The following is a 22,192-nucleotide window of genomic DNA, read 5'->3' on the forward strand; positions in this document are numbered from 1 at the left end:
ACTTGTATCATTCGGTTATTTTTTTCAATATTTCTTATGAATTAGCCTGAGCCTTGAGCTCCTCAAGCATCTGAGGAAGTCTTGTATCCATCTCGTCATCCTTGAACTGACATGTACCAACCTTCCTGTGTCCACCGCCACCATACTTGAGCATAAGGCTTCCAACATCCATGGTCGCTGTGCGGTTCAGGATACTGTATCCAACTGCTGCCGAACATCCCTGTCCACCACGTCCGCTTACTATCCACGCTGACACATTCTGTTCAGGATACATACTGTATATCATGAAACGATTGCCGGTGTATATCGGATCCACTCCGCGAAGATCGCTTATGATAAGATTACCGTCCACTATGGTATGTGCCTTGACCATCTCCTTGAACTTCTCTGTCTGCTCATTATACAGAACTATTCTCTCCTGTATGTCCGGCAGGGCAAGTATCTCATCAGTGGTCATGGTACGACATGCATCTATAAGCTTCTCCATGAGCTGATAGTTTGATATGGTGAAATTTCTGAATCTTCCAAGTCCGGTTCTAGGATCCATCAAGAATCCAATAAGTATCCATCCCTTTGGATTCTGTACCTCATCGATGGTAAGATTACCTGAATCAACCTTATCAACAGCCTCCATCATATCGTCAAACTGCGGAAATCTCTCTCTGCCTCCATAATACTCATAGATTATTCTAGCGCACGATGGAGTTATACGACTCTCCCCCTTGTATTTACCCTCAAGCGCCAATCTCTCATGCTCACTTGAATGATGATCGAACCAAAGTCCGCAGCCCTCAACAAATGGCACATTTGCAAGACAGTCATCCTCCGTAACCTCAATCAATCCGTCCTGAAGATCCTTCGGATGCGCAAACTTCCAATGATCAATAATTCCCGCTTCCTTCAGCAGTGCGCCACACGCAAGTCCATCAAAATCCGATCTTGTAACCAACCTCATAGTAAATCCTCCCTGGTATTGAACTTCAGCCCTGTAAAACCGGGCTGAATAGTTCATTTTCCGCAACAAATATATTTTAATTATATAGAAGTGGGTGGGGGATTTCAAGGAGCATTTTTATCAGTGATAGGGCTCACCATTCCAATCAGATATCCGCTTACCGAGTTCCATAACTTGTTTCTTCACATCCAGCATACCAGCCATGTTCTCCAAGGTCATATGCTCCGCAACACTCCTTGCAAACTTGACCTTTTTGCCTGCAAAGCCTCTGTAATACGGCTCTATGTAACCAGGAAACAGCTCATACTGTCCACACGGCTTCTTCAAACTGATTCCCAGAACTTCCTCTATGACTTCCTTTGGGATGTAATTTTCTATCTCCTTGCCCTTAGTAACCCATGACATCATCCCAAGATCATCAAATTCCTGAATTATTCTCTTCTTGGTATCATTCAGCCGGGCATTCCTGTTTTTCTTATCACTATCCATCACAATGACCGCATTTCTGTTGGTCTTGATAACACTTATGAGCTCCGTCATCTCCTCAGCCGAGTACTGTGACAGCAGTCTTCCACCATAATACAGGAACTGGTAGTGCACGCCCTCCACGAAACGGTCCGGGAAATACATGTCTAGCCAGTGTTTTATATACACTCTGTCTGACGGTCCTTCCACCCATATAATCCCATTTGACTGAAGAAGATCGCTTGCCTTCACGTCCAGATCATCCAGTATCCGGGTCTTGTCCAGATACGATTCTATCCTTTTGACAAATGCTCTGCCGTCCTGCTTGTACACATGGAATATCACAGCATCGTCCTTGTCGTAGAATGCATTTATCGCCACATGGGAATGGGTCGTGATGAACACCTGAACATCATTCTTTTCAGCAAATTCATATATATACTCAAACAGTTTCCTCTGCATGGCAGGGTGAAGATTATTCTCAAGCTCCTCAAAACCATAGATCATCTTCTTATCCTTATACCCCTCCAGCTCCGGTATAACCAGCAGATTTAGCAGCACCAGAATGATCGTCTTAAGACCGCTTCCCATGCGTGACAAAGGGCACCTGCTCATGCCCTTTTCCTTGAGAAACACCTCCCACCGGATATTCCCATATCCATCCTGTACCTGCTGCACCCTTATGCTCTCAAATACAGCCTCCGGACTCATGATCTCATTTACCGCTTTTAGAAGAGTGTCCTCAATTATCGTCTCATCGTAACTGCTATTGTTCAGAAATGCCCTAATAATGTTGCTTGCACCACTGCCAGTGCTGGACAGATCCTCCAGAGTCTCACCAAGCTTCTCTTCCTCCTCGGGAACAATATTGCGCTCCGCAGCAACGTGTCTGAATACATATCTGTCCCTCTCATTACCTATATCAACTCCCACTCCATTTGCATATGAAGTATTCCATAGAGGCAGTCTGTCATTCCACTCCACTATGTAACCACCACTGTCCTCAGGCTCCACCCTGTATCCTATCGAACGTCCATTTGACAGGTTCCACATGGTTCCGCTTGTATAACCTTGAATTGATGAATACCCACGAAGCAAGCTGTCACACATCTCCCGGGTGACCGGTATCTCCGCGATGATCTCGTCCGCACAGGATGCGATCTGCTCTCTGAATGCATACATCCTGTCATACATCATCCCCACCACGTCGATGACACTTGATTTTCCGCTGTTGTTCTTGCCGATTATCACTGACACCCTTGGGAGGTTGTCAAGTTCTGTGTATGTGTCGGCGGTGAAGGCTTTGTAGCCTTTGAATCTTATTCCTTTGTACATGGGTGACTCCTTTCTACTACAATATATTTATGGTTGATAGATTTATCACTGTTTTATGTGCCAATATCGAATACGTATATACCGTAATTTTAATATGTTTTCTATTTAAATCAATATTTATGTCGTTTTGTGAGCAATTATAAAATTACACATTCACACATCATAATGAATATATGCAACGTATTGACATCTCCCCATACTGGTGTTATCTTCGCAATTATAAGCATCACATACCGTAATATTTTTTGTATTTGGTTGATATGTGTTATTTTAAATCACATCAAGGCATTGCACCGATTGTCTATCAACTTGCAATATAAATTTAGAGAGGACTCTACCCATGAAAAAAATATCAATAACCAAGATGGCCGAAGCCCTTGACTTTGAAGTTGTTGATCTGTTAGAAGAGAAAAAGAAAGCTGTCAATACAACAAGCCTCGACAGAGCATACAATATAGCAGTAGCAGGTACCGGTTATGTTGGTCTGTCAATCGCAACGCTTCTTGCACAGCACAACCATGTAACTGCGGTCGATATCATTCCTGAAAAGGTTGAACTTATCAACAACAGAAAATCTCCTATCCAGGACGACTATATAGAGATGTATCTTGCCGAGAAGAAACTGGATCTCACCGCAACCCTTGATGCCGAGGAAGCATACAGAACTGCTGACTTTGTGGTCATAGCGGCTCCAACCAACTACGACAGTAAAAAGAATTTCTTCGACTGCTCTGCAGTCGAAGCCGTTATAGAGCTTGTACTCAAAGTAAATCCTGATGCTACAATGATCATCAAATCAACCGTTCCAGTGGGCTATACTGCTTCTGTAAGAGAGAAATACAATACCAGGAATATCATATTCAGTCCTGAATTTCTACGGGAATCTAAGGCTCTGTACGACAACCTCTACCCATCACGAATCATCGTATCCTGCGATGAAGAGTCGTCCGAAAAGGCCCACACATTTGCGGCATTGCTTCAGCAGGGAGCTATCAAAGAAAATATCGATACACTGTTCATGGGCTTCACAGAGGCAGAGGCTGTAAAGCTCTTTGCAAATACTTACCTTGCATTACGTGTCTCATATTTCAACGAACTTGACACCTACGCAGAAACAAGGGGACTAAATACACAGGAGATCATCAATGGAGTATGTCTTGATCCGCGTATCGGCAATCACTATAACAATCCAAGTTTCGGATATGGTGGATACTGCCTTCCAAAGGATACAAAGCAGCTGCTGGCAAACTACAACGATGTGCCACAGAACATGATATCTGCCATTGTCGAGAGCAACAAGACAAGAAAAGATTTCATAGCGGACCAGGTACTGAATATGGCCGGCTACTATGATTATAATAATCGCGGTGATTTCGCTCCTGAACAGGAGAAGGAATGTGTGATTGGCGTGTACCGCCTGACCATGAAGAGCAACTCAGATAATTTCCGCCAATCCTCCATCCAGGGTGTCATAAAAAGGATCAAGGCCAAAGGCGCCAAAGTTATCATCTACGAGCCAACTCTCAAGAACGGCGAAACATTCTTCGGCTCAGAAGTGGTAAATAACCTTAAGAAATTCAAAAAAATCAGCCATGCTATCATCGCCAACAGATACGACTCGTGCCTTGACGATGTGAAGGATAAAGTTTATACGAGGGATATTTTTAAGAGAGATTAATCTCTAAAAATTGTTAAAACATTCACGCCAATTCCTTTGCCTCCAAATCCTCATGCAACTTTGGGGATTGCCCTCTGCAATAGTTGGTATTTTAAGTATACAATAAACAGTATTATGCTAATTTAAGGAGTCAACAACTTATGTCCCCTTTTTAATTATCATTTCACTTTCTCATGTTTTGTTTTTAGTTCTTGCAATCAAGTAAAAAAACAATTGAAGAACTCAAAAAGGAACTCAAAAAATTGAGTTCCTTAAAAATCAAAAGACCCAACATGGTCCGCATCGTTGAAAGGCGTGTTGGGTTCTGTTGGTCTTAGTATATGCAATATCCATAAATATTGCACTAATATTTTCATGAATTTGCATTTATCATGCTGTAATTTCAATATCTTTAAGTAATTGATACGTATAATCATGCTTTTTTATATATTCCGAATAGTTTTGACAAAATTCGTCCAAATCATTACATTTGTGTTTTCCTATTCCCGGACAACAGGGACACGGAGCCCGGATTATTCACATTCTTCAATACCATATTTATTAACTAGCTGTAGTTGTAAATCTGATAATGGAAAGTGAAATGTACATAACAGTCTCGCATTTAACATTCATTTTGGTTTGGCATAATCGCTTTTGCCAAATCTCATGTGGCATTTAACTAAATATCTTGCTTATTTTAAAAGAAAAAGTCCACGACTCTGCCGTGAACTTTTTCTTGATTATGAGATACCAACCAATGTACCGATACCGCTCTCTTTAATTATAACTACCTCAGTCTCCGTCCATATAAAAATCCTCCTAATATACCTATGATAGTATTAAATAATTTGTTATTCAAGACTTGACTTTAATAAAATCCCATTCCATACTATATGTATAAAATAGATTCGGATTTTCAATCTGTAATTCATATATTATCTTATTATCTTTTTTTGTTTCTGTTACTTTATTTTCTTGATCAAGAAATTCATACTCCATTTTCATATCCGCATATCTTACATAACGCACATTATCAAGCAACGCATTCTTTTCAGGAATAATTACTCTTAAAATCAGATTTTCAATTGGATACTTTACAATCTGGGCCAAATACTCATGCATTAATTGAGATTCATCCTTTAAATAAGTTTTTATTCCGTATGAAATCCGCTGACCTTTACAAAACTTATTGTTTAGATTTATTTTATAATGATATGGGGATACTTGATCTTTCGAGTCTTCCAATGTGAATTTGTCTCCATCATCAATAAGCTCTGATTTATCATATGAACTTCCTGTCCAAGTTATACTTCTTTCCAAAACATCAAATTCACCATCTAGCACTTCTAAATCTACTTTTCTAATACTCTCTATGCTTTCTCTACTAACAAACTCTAATGAAACCTCCATCAATTTATACTTCAGATCCTTTGCAGATGTTTTTCTTGAGCTTGTATCAATAATACTCCGTACTTCCGCTTTACTATTTATCCCCGTTACTAATTCTAATTCATCTTTCTGAGCAAGCATAGGTCTGTACAACCTAACATATGCCTCTCCAATAGCTCCACTAAACAAATGCAATTCCGGATTTCCTTTACCTTTTCCAAATCTTAATATATGCGTTTGCGCAATTCCAGGATAAGGATCTATGTAGTAGATTTTTTTTATTCCTAATTGAAACGCCTTTTTCGAACATAATTCGCATGGGCTTGCTGTACAAAATAAATTTCCGCCTTCTATTCCCATACCTCCATATTTAGATATTTGCAAAAAAGCATTTTCTTCTGCATGAAGAGCCCTTGTAAACACCTGGTTTTTATCGCCTTTCCATCCATTATAAATATCCTTAAAACAATATGAAAACTTTCTTCCATGCAAATCGACTTTAGAAATCTCTTTATCTAAATGTTCAAATATCTTTTTTAATGTCTCATTATCATATTCAAACTGACTATAACATTCTCTCTGATTTCCTTTACAATATCCATGAACATCTCTGTATATACATTCCAGTTGCTTATTAGGAACATCGTTCCACCCTACTGATTTTACTGAGAAATTGCTATCAGTTACAATTGCCCCGACCTGTCTAGATAAACACCCTGAATTATACTTTAGATTATATGCAAGTTGCATGCACCTTTCTACATCGTTTGGAACGACCAATCCCGGATGAATCATCAGTGTAATATATTTAACTAACTGCCTAGTTAGCATCAATCTTCTACCATTTTGCTCATCTAAATTAACTAGATGAATATCTGCCATTTCAAAACAATTCGCTATATTTTGATGATAAAATATTTCTCCATTATCTAGATTCGACTCATATTCTACATAATCTAAACCTCTTTGTTCTTCCACATCTAATTTGCCTAATCTTTTTTGCCGCATTTTCTCATCCACGCTTATAGATATCAAGAAGTATGATCGATAAACGTCTTTTAAATAGTTTGACTCATTCGCATTTCTAATTGCATCTATACATATACGTATTTTGTCCCCTTTTCTATATTTTTTTATTAACTCTATCATTAATTTTATTCGCTTTGCAAAATCTAATATTCTATTTTGGCACAATTTATCTTCATATGGAGTACCACTGGCTCTAATATTATTAGCAATTTTTTGAAATAAATATGTATATAAATGATATTTTACTGGAGGTTCATCTTGAAGTTTTCTCTTCTCTTCCTCATAACAAGAATATTTATAAAAAATTTTTTTAAATCTATTTTTATAATCAGCTAATTTCCTAATATACAATTCATAATACTTGTCCAACACATCTGTCGAAAAAGAATTTAGTTCCTCAATTGAAGGTATAGGAAATTCTGAAATTTCCTTAAACATATAATCCAAACCATTTATTTCATTTACAAGTTCATTAAAATTCAAAATAATAAATGATGTCTTATTATGATTACTTTGAAGATATTTCAAATATTCTATAAAGGCCTTTACCCCACCCTCTTGTTCTAAAATATATGACAGTATTATACAACTTCCTTCTATTACCTCGAACGGCCTCCATCTACTATCAGACTCCATATAATCCTTTATTATATCAAACTCTTTTCTTTCCCTTATCGAGTTATCGTCACTATCAAAATACTCATACTCCAGTTCATCAAATGACTTTTTTAAAATACCAGCAGCAGTACTACATCCTGCTCCTGTCCTGCCCGTCAAGCCTATTATAATCTCATTTTCTTTTTCACTATAGATTTGGTTAACAGCATCATTGTAATTCTCCATACTCAATCCTCCATCGTCAAAATTATTAAATATTATAGTCATTATTTAAAATATACTCTTCCTCATAAATAATATATCCACCCTTTCACTAAGTCTCCAGTAAAAGGGGTGCCCCATATTTGTTCAGTTCCGTTGATCGATGTCCTTCTCCACACATAATGGAAATAGGAGCATTACAATGACATTCGAGTTGACCTTTTCGATTAAACGTGAGTTGACTTCCACAGTTTGCACAATAAGGCACTTCATATGTTCCGCCTTCATTACAAAATACCTGCGGAATTTCAGATATGGGCACTCAATAATTCTACACATAACTGATAGCTCATTCTTTAATCTTCATCATTTTTTTATGAGTTTGTGCTGCAAAGATTGTTGAATCACCTTTTGCATTTGTAATCTCAAAGTTATTAATAACTTTTTCCTGAGTCTCAGGACTCCAGTATATTTTCAGATTTTTCTTTGATCGAGTAATAGCCGTATAAAAAATATTATGCGTGATCATACGATCAACTTCCTCTGTAATTATTATTTTAACAGAATCATACTCCAAGCCTTGCGCTTTATGTATAGATATAGCATATGCAATTTGGAATGGCACATCTGTCTCATATGAAAAATCTGCATCATCATTATCAGAATCTTTTTTTAATGAATAAAATCTAATGACAGATTTTCCTGGTGTAATAGATTCCAATAGCTCAATATCCCATTCCATAACATCAAGTTCTGTAAGGATCTTATCAATTTCAAGTGTAAACCATATCTTATCTTCAGACTCTTTTTTTATTTCTATAATAGTACCTTTTAAATTATTATACAATAATGGCACAAACCTATCTGACTCATTAAAAAGGATTGGATCCCCCACTTTGTATGTCCACATTCCCCATCTCACTGCAGGATTAGGATTGTTCTCTTGAAGGAACCGATTTATATTGTTAATTCCATACAGTCCATCATAATTCAAGCAAAGTATTATTTCCTCTTCCGACTTCTTATCAAAAACTGAAGCCCCCAGATTAGATGCATACCTGTTCGCAACAATATGTTCCGTCAAATCTTCATCAAGCTTTCTAACCTTTTTCCACAAGGTTAATAAATCTTCATCCTTGGTTCTATATGGAGTTTCTAACTCGTACCATGCATATCTTGGAATAAAATACTTTGCCATTGAAAACCAATTACCAAAATCAATAGATTCTATCTGGTATGTATCTCCTACTAAAAGCATAACTTTACAATTTATCTTTCTTAAAACATCAGCCATATCTGAATTACTGACCATACTACACTCGTCCATTATCAAAATGTCGACATCTACTGGCACATTTTTCGTCAGAATATACTTACGAATAGTCATAAATTTACAATTTTGTGCCATCACATTTCGCCTTAGATTTTCAACTGCTGGATTAGTATTTGCAAGATATAATTTAGAATGTGAATCAAGGAACTGTGATACCTGATTAATCATATAGGTCTTTCCTGTTCCTGCAGCTCCATAAATCATTGCAACATGCGTTCTTTCAAACAGTCTTTGTAAAATCGCCTTTTTTTCTTCACTATCGATAGCCTGATTTTCATCCATCCATGCAGAAATAGCATTTGTATATCCCAATATACCTGATTCGGACACTCTCATCAGCTCTTCTATAATATACTTCGTATTATCAAAAGCCCCTTTCACATAAACACTCTGTCCAAATTTTGCAAGCTTTCGTCCTTCATGTTTTTTTATATGAATATTTCTGTTAAATGTATCTATAGCTGCATCTATGTCATTTGTGAACCCTTCTAACTCTTTTATAGGTGTATAAAGTTTAGAATTAGTATTCATATTGTTCTTAATATACTTAGCCATAAACTCGTGCTCTCTCCCTGACTGATCAATACTTTCAAATAGATCTATAGTTTCAGGATTATGACGAATCAACGATGTTGCAAATGGCATTTCATCAAAAGGAATGCATCCCCATTTAAGTCTAAGACCTGAAAGTACACTATTGTAATCTTTGTCCTTCTGCAACTTAAGAACTTTATTATTCATAGTATGAAGCAAGTATCTAATAACATTACTTCCTGGCTTTCCCGCCAAAATCAAACAACGTGCACTATCCAAAACCGGCTCAAAATGTTTTGCCTTACTCCGCCCAAACATTACATTCTTATACCTTATATAGTCACTCTCTGATGATAAAACAACATCCAGCAGACTTGCCCCAGAATAAGACAAATATTTCATCATACCTATATACTCTGCGCTCCCTGTTGTCATTCGTATTTTTTCATCAAACAGATCAGCAAAATTATTAAATTCACATGGCCTAATAGATACAGAGAATTCAGTCAAAATATTAACTGGCATTTTTTTGCCATTTACCTCAATATCTTCATAAAAAATTGCAGCTTTTATTGCATAATGCGATGGTAGCATATTTTCAGAGTAAACAATAAATCTATCAAATTTACTTGTAGAGTCATACGCAGGTGTAAGTACCATTTCATAATATGGAACTCCATCAACAATAAATGGAATAACCTTATGTACATACATCCTTTCAGTTCGACTGTAATCGACGAAATTTCTTTTTTCTTTCAACAATTCCGCTATTTTTTCACGGAATTCTTCTACTGTTCTATCTGTATTAAGTGGAAATTTTTCCAAATTTGATAATAACTCCATTCCATATTCATACTTAGCAAAATTTCTAATCATCGCAAAAAACTGATAATATTTTATCATCAGCCTCTCGGCGCCCTCATTATCTGGTGTGTAATGAGATTTTGATTCTTGCAGAAATGAATGAAATTTTCTCAAAAACAAATATTTATTATCTTCTTTGAGATATGCCAATGCTCTTGGCACAGTATCTCGATTAATAGCAATTTCTTTTCCTCCACCATAAGCTCTCACCGCAATATGCTCAACAAGGTTTCTAGATTGGGCTAATAAATTTTGAGATATGATGTCCCTTGTAACCATTGTGCTATCCAGCATATTCAAATTTTCACATATCACATTATCGATGTCATATATCTTTTCTTCAATTTTCAACATAACTACTATGCATCCCCTTTTTTATTTATACATATATAGATATGTCGTATATTTTATATGAAATTCAGCGCAGAAACAATATATATATGTCATTTTTTGCAATCTGAGATGCATTTTTTGTAGTATTTTTCTAGTTTTGTCACATTTTTGCAATCTTATCTTGAAGCAACTAAGAAAAGGACACTTCCGTTACGGAACTGGGGACAGGTTTATAGGGAGTTAAGTATAATATGCGAAAGTCAACTCCCGAAGTAAAGTTCAAAGCTTGTTTTACAGATGGTTTTATTCACCTGCCTTTAACATGCTCCCAACAACACTGTTATATATAAAACAATGGCTGTGAAAAAACTCGATTGAGTTTTTTCACAGCCCATTTTTATGCTCATCAATATTATTTATCTGTCTCTGCAAATTCCAACTTAACCTATCTCCAATAATTCCTTCCAATTATCAGTAAATCCCATTGTCCTTACATCTATTTTTTCATACTTCTCTATTAATGCTTCTATTTGGTCTACATATAAATTCCAGTGATTTTAAATTCTCCACCTGCTCATCAATTGACATTGATGGTTGATGTTGTTTCAGTTCCCCCATATATTTTCTCCTTAAAATTAAAAGACCCAACGTGGTCCGCATCGTTGAGAGGCGTGTTGGGTACTGTTGATATTAGTATATGCGATTTTCATAAAAAAACAATGTTTTTTTCAAGTATTTGCGTTATCCCAAATTATCATAGTTATTGCTACCCATAGTTTTACGAAGATCCATTCAGAGCCAGAATGCATCTCTCAGCTCCTCGACCTCATCATACGGAAAACACTCGGCAGCCCTTTCGTTTTCTTCTAGATAATTGATAATCTCTCCTGCCAATTCAATTCCCTTCCGACTGTGTATCACGCCACCGTTCTCTTTCTGAACGCTCTCTTCAACTTTTCTTGCCACCCACACCTGGTCATATATTTCCAGCTGAGTAATTATTTTTCTTACGCCAGAATGATAAACCAATTCATTACTTTCCGTCGGCTCGCCGAGTGCGCCATAGAGAGCGTAAAGCTGACGCATAATGCCATCGTCATTCAAATCCATCGGCACATATATTCTCACATTGTCATCTGGTAGAATCCCACCCTCAGACTTTTTCTTTCCAGTGACTGCTTTCTCCATCTCGTCTTCCGTTTCATATGGTACTTTCACAGCCAATTAAGGGTCATTGACATAGAGCATTTCTTCCGGTATTTGATGGATATCTAATTTGTGGTGCATATAAATCACGCTCCTTTATCGAAGTGGTAAACTTTTTCGCTAGCAGCCGAGTTTTCACGAAGAAATCTCAAACGTGCAAATGCAAATGTTCGTCTGCACCTGGCACCTCTAGTGTCCTCTGTCGCACAAGAATATTCAATTGCTGATTCAATCGGTTTAAACAAAACAAACTAAACCAATCCTAAACCGATTAATCTTTTAATATCCAGTTAGCTTTACGTTGGTTTTCTCCATACTTTTCAATAACATTCTTATTTTTTAAGACCGTTAATAATGTTCCGTCCGCACCATAGATACGTCACATAATACTTGGAGCGGCTGTGAACAAATAGTCAAAATCAGAATTTCCCAACAAAAGCATTGCAGCATTTGTAACCTTGCCACCTATTAACAACTTCATCTTCGTCAAAAACTGTTCATCTGACATACCATCAACTTCTTTAGAAATGAGCTCTTGTGCCATGAGCTATTTTATTTAGTTAGTGTCCAACTTCATTATACAATCGGCGAATATATATTTTTCGACATTGATAACTCCATTATAGCAATCGTTATATGTATTCTAATTTCTACAACATTGCAGACTCTGCCAACTGCCAGCACACTAAACACATGCTTTTATTTTCAAATGATATTTCCATATACAATGCAGTCGCACCTTCTGGTTTCACCATTCCGCTAAATTGTGTAGAACGGGGATTTTCATAATCTATAGCAAAATCACAGTACTGCCTAAATATCACCTGTTCAGATCGTTTCCAAATAAACTCTGCATGAGCACGTACCAATAACTGCTCATCGCCATCTTTATACCTGCGAATATAATATTTTTTATCCTTCGTATCTGAATACACTACACCAATTTTATCTCCATAATAATTACATTGTTCTATAAATAGTCCATTACATTCAAAACAGCTACGATCAACTTTTATACGATTTCTGTATTTTACAAACAAGTTGTAATCTACACAACGCAGTTTATTCAGCAAAGACTGACGTTCTATATCATTTCTACAAACTATACAGCAGAGTGTATCTTCAATAGGGAATTCCCCAGGGTACACAATTTCTGCCTGTCTATATTTCTTTTCCAGATTCGGATTCTCCATGTAACCAGTCTTATATATTTGTTGAAAATTCAAGTTAGCAAAGGCTTCCACTCCGTTCTGCAGTTGGTCTCCAAATCCGGCTAGAGATTTCTCTGAAAACATAGTTCCTTTCTTTTTCAAAACAGATGCTAGATCAAACAAAAAAAATACAGGAACTGGTACATTAGCCTCCTGATCACGGCAATATCTTAGTCGAACATGTTTATATCCCTCATTATGATACTGTGTAGGCGTATGTGGTCTGAAATACATTCTCACATATGACTCAATATCTGAATTGGTCATATTGATTACCTGCATACTTGCATTATCATTACTCATATTTCCATATATCTCAGCGTCAATCCTGCTATATAAACAACCATCGCGAAGAATATTAACAGCATTTGACATATCAGTATAATGAAATGCAAATTCCGCCCACCATTTATTCAAATAATTCTGTGCGATAATCTCCTCATATGTCATTACTTATCCCCCTTAACCAGAAAAGCTTGTCCCTTCCATGAATTCAACTGATATCCCTTTTTTAAACCAGCTTTCATGTTATCATCTATATTTACTTCATCCAGATATCCCATATGAGCTAATAAGATATAAAAAAGGTCATGAATCTTATTATCATCCGTAGCAAAAACCCTCTTTTCACTTATTTTATCCCAAATAGCTCGGGCATCCTCATCGCTAAGTTTCAATGTTTCCTCGCCATTCTCAAATATTAGAAAATCTTCAGCGTTCCAACTTGCCGTCCACTTCATTCCTTCTACTTCAAATGTTATAGGAACCAATGCACTGCTATATGATATATCATCTTTCACACCGGCAAATGACATATCTTTTGCATTTTGTCTCAACCACTTTGTCATTTCCACTGTTTTCTTATGCTCTGGCAGCTGCTTGTCTAACGGTCGTAAATATACATACACATCTATTGGTAAATCATTAAGATATTTCTCCATGACAATCTTAACATCATCCCAGTTTAATTCACCGTTCCCACACCCTAGCTTAGGAAAAGCTATAGATGAAATATTGTAATCTGCGTATTTCTTTACAAATGAAGCAAGACCTTTCTCTATATACTCGATTTTTGAAGGATTTCGCCAATTTTCTTTAGTTGGGAATTGCAAAAGCCAATGATCCTGCTCATACCATAGCATCAGTCGACCTATTGTAAGTTTATGTTCGTCACACATCTTTTTATACTGTTTAAACATTTCCGGATATCTTTTTTTAAATTCCAAAGCAATTCCTTTTCCCATAACCCCCACGGTATTCACCGTATTAACCAGTACCTGTGCCGGACTATTGAATAAATCACCTTCTATATATGTTATCATACTTCACCATTCCTAACTTTTGAATATATATGCACTATAACACATTTTCCCTCACCAAGTATATTAATTACAGACTTTCATTTCCTGAAAAGCTTTTCTTGCCTCCTCAAATCTTTTGAATTTAGTATCCCATTCCATGCTTTTATCAGATTTATTTATAACATCATCAAATGATATGTCGTCAAAATATGTAATATCATCATGGCTAAAATATTTTTTACAATATGAATTGAACAGTGCTACAACATTGCATTGGCATACTTCTGCCTCAAATTGAGGGTCATTTATATTTACTATACATCGTTTCTCCAGCTCCAACAAGTTGCTTGCATATGCTGGTTTAGATCCTTCTGTCTATCAGTCTGGAAACTTTCAGGCTAATTTGCTTATATCTGGTAGTCCACAATACTTTTGTACAGCAGCCTGTTTTGTAAATCCGGCGCCAACCCACGTTCGATTAGGAGTGTCAATACAAACTCATCTGATTATATCTTGGATAAATTTATATAATTTGTAATCACTCATAAATACCAGGACATCCTTTCAAAAAATTACATATATCCAAATAATTATTTCGAGTAGATTCTACAGAATAATCCAGGTTCAGAATTTTCTTGCACCTTTCTACTAATTCATCTGTTTTTATGTTAGATAATTTTCCGCACTTTATCATCATTAAAATAATCTTTACATAGCCTCTATATTTATTAAATTTTCGATAGTCAAAAGTGTCACATTGTTTTACACTTCCCCAGCTTGTTACATAGTAATACAACTGTTTCTCCATTTGTTCTAGGATATCATCTATTTTATTTGAGTTTATAATCATATCCATAATATCTTCACTCATTTCAAACATTTCTTCACTTCCTGCAATAGTCGTAAAAATCTCCCACCATTCACTAAACTGTTTATTAGAAAATATTTTTTTTAGAAGTTCATCATTTTTTTTATACTTTCCTAGAGGAATTACAATTGACAAGAAGCGATTTTTATTGAGAAATACATATTCTTGAAGATCCTCCTTAGAATATTTCAACTCAAACGAATCTAAATTGACAAATAAATAGATTTCTATATATATATTATTTATCCAATCATATTCATTAACATTATTTTTTTGAAAAACCTTTGCCATTAAAACATCAATGCACTCCATCCCTTCATAATCATTCGTATGTATGCATTCCTCCAAATAATTTATAATACTTACAAATACTTCCTTCCTATCATCGTATTGTAGCAAAATGTATTGTTTATAAAATATATCAATTTCTTCTTCATAATCTTTTTGATCCGTAAACTTGATAATTTTCTTAAACTTATTTATTAACATTTCAACCGTCCCATTTATTACTAATAATGGCTTGACATAAGTAATAAAATCCCATAAGTCTTCAACTGTTGCAGAAGAAACATCTCTTTTTTTATTATGTACACAGGAATTTCTCAAATTCTTTTTTTGGCTGAATTCAACCCTAACACTATCTGTTAACTTAAATATATTAGTTTCTTTTCCTTCATTAATAAAGTTCCATGTATTTTCTTCCCATTTATCATCTAAATTCAAATCGTTGATTTTCTTTTTCCATATGGCCTTCTTATCATTGTCCGTTTTTCCTTTAATTTTTTCGAGAAAAGGAATTGGTATTCCGTGATAGCCAATAATTATCTCTTTAATATAATTTATCAAGGCTAAATAAGAATACAAATATGCTGCTTTGTATGCTTCTATTTGAAAACACTTTATTGATTGAACAAAAAGCTCATCCTCTTCGTACTCATTTTCAATCAACCACTGCTTAAATTTCTTTATTTCCATTTACTATATCCCCCTTTTATTTTATTATAAATTCATTGTTGTTTGTCCAATTATCTCTGCCATGCTGTATCGTAATGGATTATCTCTCCCTTTTAATATTGGGAAATTCTTCACTTTTAAATAGTGATAATACTCCTCTTGTGTTTCGTCGCTATCCCCTTATCATTTTGTACACAATTAAATTGTTCCCCTGTTAAACCACATTTTCCACCTAATTCTGTTGCTGATAACCACATACCAATACCATTCTCCAACAAATACTGGAAGAATAAGAAACTTCACCTTAAGTGAATATGTAGAAAACTCCATCTCAAAAACGCCGCAAATTCTGTCTCCACATGTTCATAGCGTAAACGGTAAACCACTCGTAGGCATAAAAAAACTCTTATACACTTTTCTTTCCTAACCTAATGCCTTTATTCTTAACTGCCTCTATCTTTTTTCCCATATATATGTTCAATTCCAGAAACATGAAAAATCTCAGATGTATCTTAAAAAAACAATTTGACTTTTTGTCCATCTGCTAATTCAAACACCCAAAATCGCTTACAAAGATATTGTTCATAAAAATTCACCATGAGTATAAGCGATATGTCAGTTATTTCTGGTATATATTGAATATTTATCAAATCCGGTACTGTTAACATTTTCTTCTCCATATACGAATAAAGGCTCAGTTCAATTGAACCGAGCCCTAAGTCCTAAATAAGGATAGCGACAACATATCACCTATTGCCGAGCATTCATGGTATATTTATTGTCCCCCACTAGGGAAAGAGGTGCTATCCGTATCCTCTCAAAGAATTTCTTCTTTCACCTATATTATATGTAAGATTTTAAAATGTATCAAGTCTTTTTTCTTTAACTCCAATAATTCATTCACTTCGGAATCACTTGCACACGGCAACTCTTATTGCCTCTATCTTTATGCAACGCAGCCATATAGACACATGGTCTTCCAAATACAATCACTTTTTCCACTTAGAAATACATTCATCTATACTTGGATATAATTGATAGTTACTACAACCCAGCTCTTTCATCACAATTTCTTTCCATTCCTTATCCGTATCACCGAAATAAGAAATATGCCACTTCGCATCTTCTGTTCTAGGAGCAACCTTTACGGAATCCAGTTCCGTCTTTGCGGGCTTACCAAACATCTTCAGGAATTCTTTGCTATATTGCTCGTTTCTCGCAGCTTGTTCCCTTTGCTGCCATCTTTCCATGGCATTTGCGGCATTTTCATTCGCTGTATTGTGATATCCAATCTCATCAATTATGAACTGCATTCGCTGATTCAGTTCATCCAGCTCATCCAATTCATCTTCTGCCTCAAGTTCACCTGATTTTTCTTCCGTATTGTCCAAGGACGGCACTTTACTGCATCTCATCAGGAAATCAAAATACTCAATATCCACAGGACTCATCGACTGTCCCAAGACATAGATGTCTTTAATCTCCTCACACATTACTCCATTCATTGCCAGAAACATGCACAGGATCTGGACATTGTCCTGACAATGCTTATCTGTTTCACATAAGATTTCATCCACCAAATACAATCCCCCAAAGCGTCCACCCATTGTTGCAAGCAACGCTTCCGGTTCCTGTGGATGTCGATTGTGTCCAAAAACAATAGATTTTTTATCTGTTGCCTCACCATGTATATGAAATTCTCTCATTTCATCGACGCCAAAGCGTTTTCGTAGCGTATCTGTATAGTTAAAATTGATGAACACACAGTTATCTCCAAACTGATACCCTGCATCTTCCTCTGTGATAGAAATTGTGGCGATCCATCCACAAAAAGCCTCTGTTAAAATTCTTTTTGCATTGCGAAGTGACCTTCGCATGTCTTTTAGATCACTTCTCTCTTTTCCAAAGAAAAGATTAAGTCGTTCTGCATCGATATCAGCCAATGAATTTTCAAAATCATTCCAAAATTCATTATCGAGTTCACCTGGTTCAAATGGGTCTCCATAAACCAACTCTACATCTGACCATTCTTCGGCCGTACCGTCAGGACAGACATACCTGTGCTTTTTGATATGGAGCTTTTTCAAAATTTCATCCAAGTGTTCATGGTAATATGTCTGAAAATCCGCATAAGATGTATTCAGTCCTTGCCACCTGTCAAATCCGTTTCCAATAACTACAATTGTATCTATTGGGGATGGGCTTTCAGTTGTTTTCTTCTTTTTTCTGAAAATCATCTCATCCACTTCTTTCTTAAATATATTGTAGATAATAAAAATGTCCTACTTCTATTTCTTTCTCCTAACAAAAAGAGACCTCACTCTAACAAATGAAGTCTCGAAACATTTGAACTCGACCTTATTTCAGTTGCATACACACCAGAAATAATCATATTTTTATAATATCAGTTTCTATACATCAAACAGAGTTTTCATGAAATTTTCTAAGCCCTATTAGCACGGATATTCACGGAATGTTCACTGGCATCTCAAACATCCATACTTATTCACTCTACCCACGAATATTTTTTACACAGAACTCTTTATCGAACACTTAGCTTAATGGGTATTGCCTCTTACCCAAAGCCAATCATAAAGTCTTCTCCAAGGATAAAGCACAATCAGGCCACATATCAGTTTTTACTTTCTCAAACCTATACTTTTGTTTTACATTTGGATATTTTTCTGAATCAACCTTACTAATAAACATTTCATATGGTCGCGCGCAGGTCTTATATGGCGGATAAAGTCCCTGATATATAACTAAGCGCTCATTATTTTCACTATGAATTGCAAAAGCAATTATTCTATAAATATACATTGAAGAATTATCTGTCACAAATTCCCGTTTAAAATGTCTAACTATATCTCCTATGTCAAAATGTCTTTCCTCAACCATTCCCATTCTCCTTTGTTAACCTAACTGTATTTTCCACATCTCCCCATAAATCCTCAAAATACTCGCTGTAAATATCAAAGCCTTTCTTGCCTTTTTTAAATTTATACGTGATTGTTTGTTGACTTCCATAATGATACCAGTATGGTCCAATGTAAATCTCATCATCTACGCGCCAATAAAAATCCAAAGTCATACATTTGTAACCTTTAACAAGTACTTTGCCAGCATAATTACGCGAATTCAATTGATTAGCCCATCTAACCAATTGAATTATACTATTTAAAATTTGGCCATTTGTCTCCTGCTCTTCTACCTCTCGTTGCTTCAAAAATAAATTGTTTTCATCTGGATTCATTGTCAGTATTCTGATATTTACTCCTCTTTTTAAAACCTTCTCTACTTTTTTTGTACTCCTTGAACGAAAAGCTTTCAATACAAAAGCTACCGCATCAATTTGCACTTTCGCTTTATCCAATTCCGGATCGGATTCTTGATTTTTTTCAGCTCTGGTTTCATATATTTTCTCCAATCCCCATTTTTCCAAAGGATTTTCTTTCCTATCTTCTATTAATAATACTTGAGCTAAAATAACAATACCAGATGCAAGTAACGAACACCCAATACTAATCCAAATACTACGGTCAGTTTTTAACCAAAATAAATCAATAAGAATTGCTACTACGCCTCCAATAATAATTACTAATCCTGCTATTATAGATTTTAAATCATTTCTTTCCTCCACGCCATCACCTCCTATTTATTTTACTAATTCATCCATGTAAGCTATTAGCCCGCAACTGTCTTAACTATTTAATTATATAAACTATTATATATCTTTGCAGAATATGAGTCTGTCATACCTGCAATCTGATTACATATAGTTCTCATTAATGTAAATTTATCCTCTATATTTAACTTGTCGCCCTTAACTAAATTATAAAATCTCGATCTTAATTCTCCAATTCCATTATTTCTAATTATCTCCTGAATATCGTTAGATTCCAGTTTTTTAGTATTCAAATAAAGCTCTATAATACAATGATCTGGCAATTGAGATGGAGTTTTATATAATGCTGCGAATATCTTTCTAATAATATACTGTCCGCGTGCATCAGATTTTTGAATATCATAAGAAGACAATACTCTAGTTGAAATACTGTTTTCAAACTCTTTCATTGCATTTTTAAAGAGTGTTTCATCCCCTACATAATCATATGAGATAATCCGCTCCACATCTGGTTGTGGATTATTCAATAAGAAATAAGAAAATTTCTTCTCATTTAAATTATTATCGACAATAAACTTGTTCATATTATATATTGAACATCTTATTATTCGAGTAACAAACAGATTAACAAGTAACCTTGAAAGTAAAGTTATGCTAGTCTCTTCGTCATATGTATTTTTTATTTCTCTTAAAATTTTTCTTTCACTGGAGCGAAAAAACGATCTAAAGCAATTAGTGATCTGTTTTACAACTTCTTCCTTTTCTTATTTTTCCAGTTTTCATTTTTCATCTTTATTCCCCTCCATTTTTCTTTTTTACAATGAATGAATATTTGTCTACAAATTGCACTTTATCATTTATCTTAACACATACTTTGATAGTCAATATTATATCACATAGCCTTTTTCATATCCATATTGTATAGCTAAACACAACTCATACTTTTATCCCCCCATAACTACTAATTGCCAGTCCTTATGGACTGGCAACCACAAAATCACTATAACTCCACACACAACAAAATTCAAAATAAGCACCGCCAAAACTGACGATGCTTATTTATATTTCATTTCTCATCAAATATAGCCTGCCTTCAGTAAACACTCCACAATTCGTCTTCAGAGGTGGCCAACCCTATATCATTATGTCTAAGGACATCCGGACGTATAACTACCGGAATATTAGCAAGTCCCACCGCTTCGAGACTGGACTTGATTGCATCTCTCACCTGTACAGAAATCGTATAATCATTATTTCTTTCAACCAAAATCCACTTTAAGCTCTCTGGCGTAAGTTCCACTCGATCCTGATCCCATAGGGTAATGTGCTTGTCAAGCCTGGATCTAAATGGGTAATTGTTTATTTCGTTTCCGATGCAAAATCTTTTATAATCAAATAACTCATTATAAGTGGTAAAATATCTATCTTTATAGGACATATCTTCATTCCAATGTATTGGATTGGTCTTAGTTATTCTTTTGCAATAATTGTCATTAAGCAAAATATTCTCTGCATCCAACACAAACGATACAGGACCGTAAGGGCTCATTCGTTTCGTTATCTGTCTACTGTCATTCATATCCATAAAAATATCATTAAAAATACCGTAAATCTTATCTTTATCATCTGTTCTCTGCGGAGTCTGCATTTCAGGATAATTCTCCACCCCATATTTTCTGGAGAACAAAGCCCCATCACGAATAAATGCCAAAGAAGTGGTCACACTGTTTACATGATATAAGCCATCATATGCTGAGAATTCAATATCCATATCCTCGGAGTTCCAGGTAGCGATTCTATTATTATAATAGCCTCTATTAATTTCATATTCTTGATTCCAAAAAGACCATATATCCAAGGATCGAATAGGGAGAATTTCCTTAGCCAGCCTCTTCATGTTTTCATCAAACGCATATCCTGCATACGCCCACAACAGTTCCCGATAAAACTGTCTTATTCTGAGATGTTTTAAATAATCAAACCTCCCATGCTCCATAGCTTCAAATGCAATCTCCACAAGTTCATCGGTTTCTGGCTTCGTCCAGACATAATCAGTACCGATAGCAGCCTTAATCTGGTCAAAGTCACTATCGTCTGTACATCCCATCATTGCATCAATAAGTTCTCTTTTGCCCATATCTCCTTACCTTCCATATTTTGTCATCATGTAAGTTTTTGTTTTTTCAGTTATCTTTTTGATCTACATATATCATTTATATTTATGTAGGTATTATTTTAGTTTCAAAATGTAATTGTTCGCATAGTATATCACTTATTTGTGTTAAAGTAAACTCTCTACAGTAAGTAAACTTCC

Annotated in this window: 16 protein-coding genes; 2 read left to right on the forward strand and 14 right to left on the reverse strand. The window is 35.4% G+C overall.

Annotated elements, in window-relative coordinates; genetic code table 11:
- Positions 1-34 precede the first annotated feature (34 nt).
- The gene (locus DW025_RS04140; RefSeq protein ID WP_055145597.1) at positions 35-955 is read right to left on the reverse strand and encodes a hypothetical protein; all 921 of its coding nucleotides are present in this window, start codon (positions 953-955) and stop codon (positions 35-37) included.
- 120 nt (positions 956-1,075) lie between these two features.
- Complete coding sequence (locus DW025_RS04145; protein ID WP_117550487.1) at positions 1,076-2,755, reverse strand: ATP-dependent nuclease; 1,680 nt, start codon at positions 2,753-2,755, stop codon at positions 1,076-1,078.
- Between the two features lie 340 nt (positions 2,756-3,095).
- Here DW025_RS04145 and DW025_RS04150 point away from each other — a divergent pair, with 340 nt between their 5' ends.
- On the forward strand, positions 3,096-4,433 hold the full coding sequence (locus DW025_RS04150) for a nucleotide sugar dehydrogenase (protein ID WP_119998823.1): 1,338 nt from the start codon (positions 3,096-3,098) through the stop codon (positions 4,431-4,433).
- A gap of 834 nt (positions 4,434-5,267) precedes the next feature.
- Here the strand turns inward: DW025_RS04150 and DW025_RS04155 are convergent.
- The 6 genes from DW025_RS04155 to DW025_RS04180 all read right to left on the reverse strand — a co-directional run bounded on the left by DW025_RS04155 (position 5,268) and on the right by DW025_RS04180 (position 14,770).
- On the reverse strand, positions 5,268-7,673 hold the full coding sequence (locus DW025_RS04155) for a dCMP deaminase (protein ID WP_165854740.1): 2,406 nt from the start codon (positions 7,671-7,673) through the stop codon (positions 5,268-5,270).
- Between the two features lie 325 nt (positions 7,674-7,998).
- Positions 7,999-10,734, reverse strand: coding sequence for an ATP-dependent DNA helicase (locus DW025_RS15070; RefSeq protein ID WP_117550481.1), 2,736 nt, complete (start codon positions 10,732-10,734; stop codon positions 7,999-8,001).
- A 771-nt stretch (positions 10,735-11,505) separates the two neighbouring features.
- Entirely contained in the window at positions 11,506-11,901 is a 396-nt protein-coding gene (locus DW025_RS04165) for a hypothetical protein (protein ID WP_242992666.1), read from the reverse strand.
- Between the two features lie 668 nt (positions 11,902-12,569).
- A complete protein-coding gene (locus DW025_RS04170; protein WP_117550479.1) occupies positions 12,570-13,580 on the reverse strand; it encodes a DarT ssDNA thymidine ADP-ribosyltransferase family protein in 1,011 nt (336 codons plus the stop codon).
- Positions 13,580-14,452, reverse strand: coding sequence for a macro domain-containing protein (locus DW025_RS04175; protein ID WP_117550477.1), 873 nt, complete (start codon positions 14,450-14,452; stop codon positions 13,580-13,582). The genes DW025_RS04170 and DW025_RS04175 overlap by 1 nt, the downstream gene beginning before the upstream one ends.
- Positions 14,453-14,515: 63 nt before the next feature.
- Positions 14,516-14,770, reverse strand: coding sequence for a hypothetical protein (locus tag DW025_RS04180; protein ID WP_133302871.1), 255 nt, complete (start codon positions 14,768-14,770; stop codon positions 14,516-14,518).
- Between the two features lie 4 nt (positions 14,771-14,774).
- Between DW025_RS04180 and DW025_RS15455 the strand changes: the two genes are divergently transcribed.
- A complete protein-coding gene (locus DW025_RS15455) occupies positions 14,775-14,969 on the forward strand; it encodes an IS110 family transposase (protein WP_243104886.1) in 195 nt (64 codons plus the stop codon).
- On the opposite strand, the gene DW025_RS04190 is transcribed toward DW025_RS15455, so the two are convergent.
- The 6 genes from DW025_RS04190 to DW025_RS04215 all read right to left on the reverse strand — a co-directional run bounded on the left by DW025_RS04190 (position 14,970) and on the right by DW025_RS04215 (position 22,015).
- Complete coding sequence (locus DW025_RS04190; RefSeq protein ID WP_117550473.1) at positions 14,970-16,274, reverse strand: hypothetical protein; 1,305 nt, start codon at positions 16,272-16,274, stop codon at positions 14,970-14,972.
- A gap of 968 nt (positions 16,275-17,242) precedes the next feature.
- Positions 17,243-18,490, reverse strand: a complete 1,248-nt coding sequence (locus DW025_RS04195) for an AbiH family protein (RefSeq protein ID WP_117550471.1) — start codon at positions 18,488-18,490, stop codon at positions 17,243-17,245.
- A gap of 352 nt (positions 18,491-18,842) precedes the next feature.
- Positions 18,843-19,151, reverse strand: coding sequence for a DUF1653 domain-containing protein (locus tag DW025_RS04200; protein ID WP_117550469.1), 309 nt, complete (start codon positions 19,149-19,151; stop codon positions 18,843-18,845).
- A complete protein-coding gene (locus DW025_RS04205; protein WP_119998827.1) occupies positions 19,144-19,893 on the reverse strand; it encodes a hypothetical protein in 750 nt (249 codons plus the stop codon). Before DW025_RS04205 ends, DW025_RS04200 begins: the two co-directional genes overlap by 8 nt.
- A gap of 68 nt (positions 19,894-19,961) precedes the next feature.
- A complete protein-coding gene (locus tag DW025_RS04210; protein ID WP_117550465.1) occupies positions 19,962-20,462 on the reverse strand; it encodes a hypothetical protein in 501 nt (166 codons plus the stop codon).
- A gap of 509 nt (positions 20,463-20,971) precedes the next feature.
- Positions 20,972-22,015, reverse strand: coding sequence for a hypothetical protein (locus tag DW025_RS04215; RefSeq protein ID WP_119998829.1), 1,044 nt, complete (start codon positions 22,013-22,015; stop codon positions 20,972-20,974).
- Positions 22,016-22,192: the final 177 nt, after the last annotated feature.

Source organism: Coprococcus sp. AF38-1 (genome assembly GCF_003603945.1).
GTDB classification, from domain to species: domain Bacteria; phylum Bacillota; class Clostridia; order Lachnospirales; family Lachnospiraceae; genus Coprococcus; species Coprococcus aceti.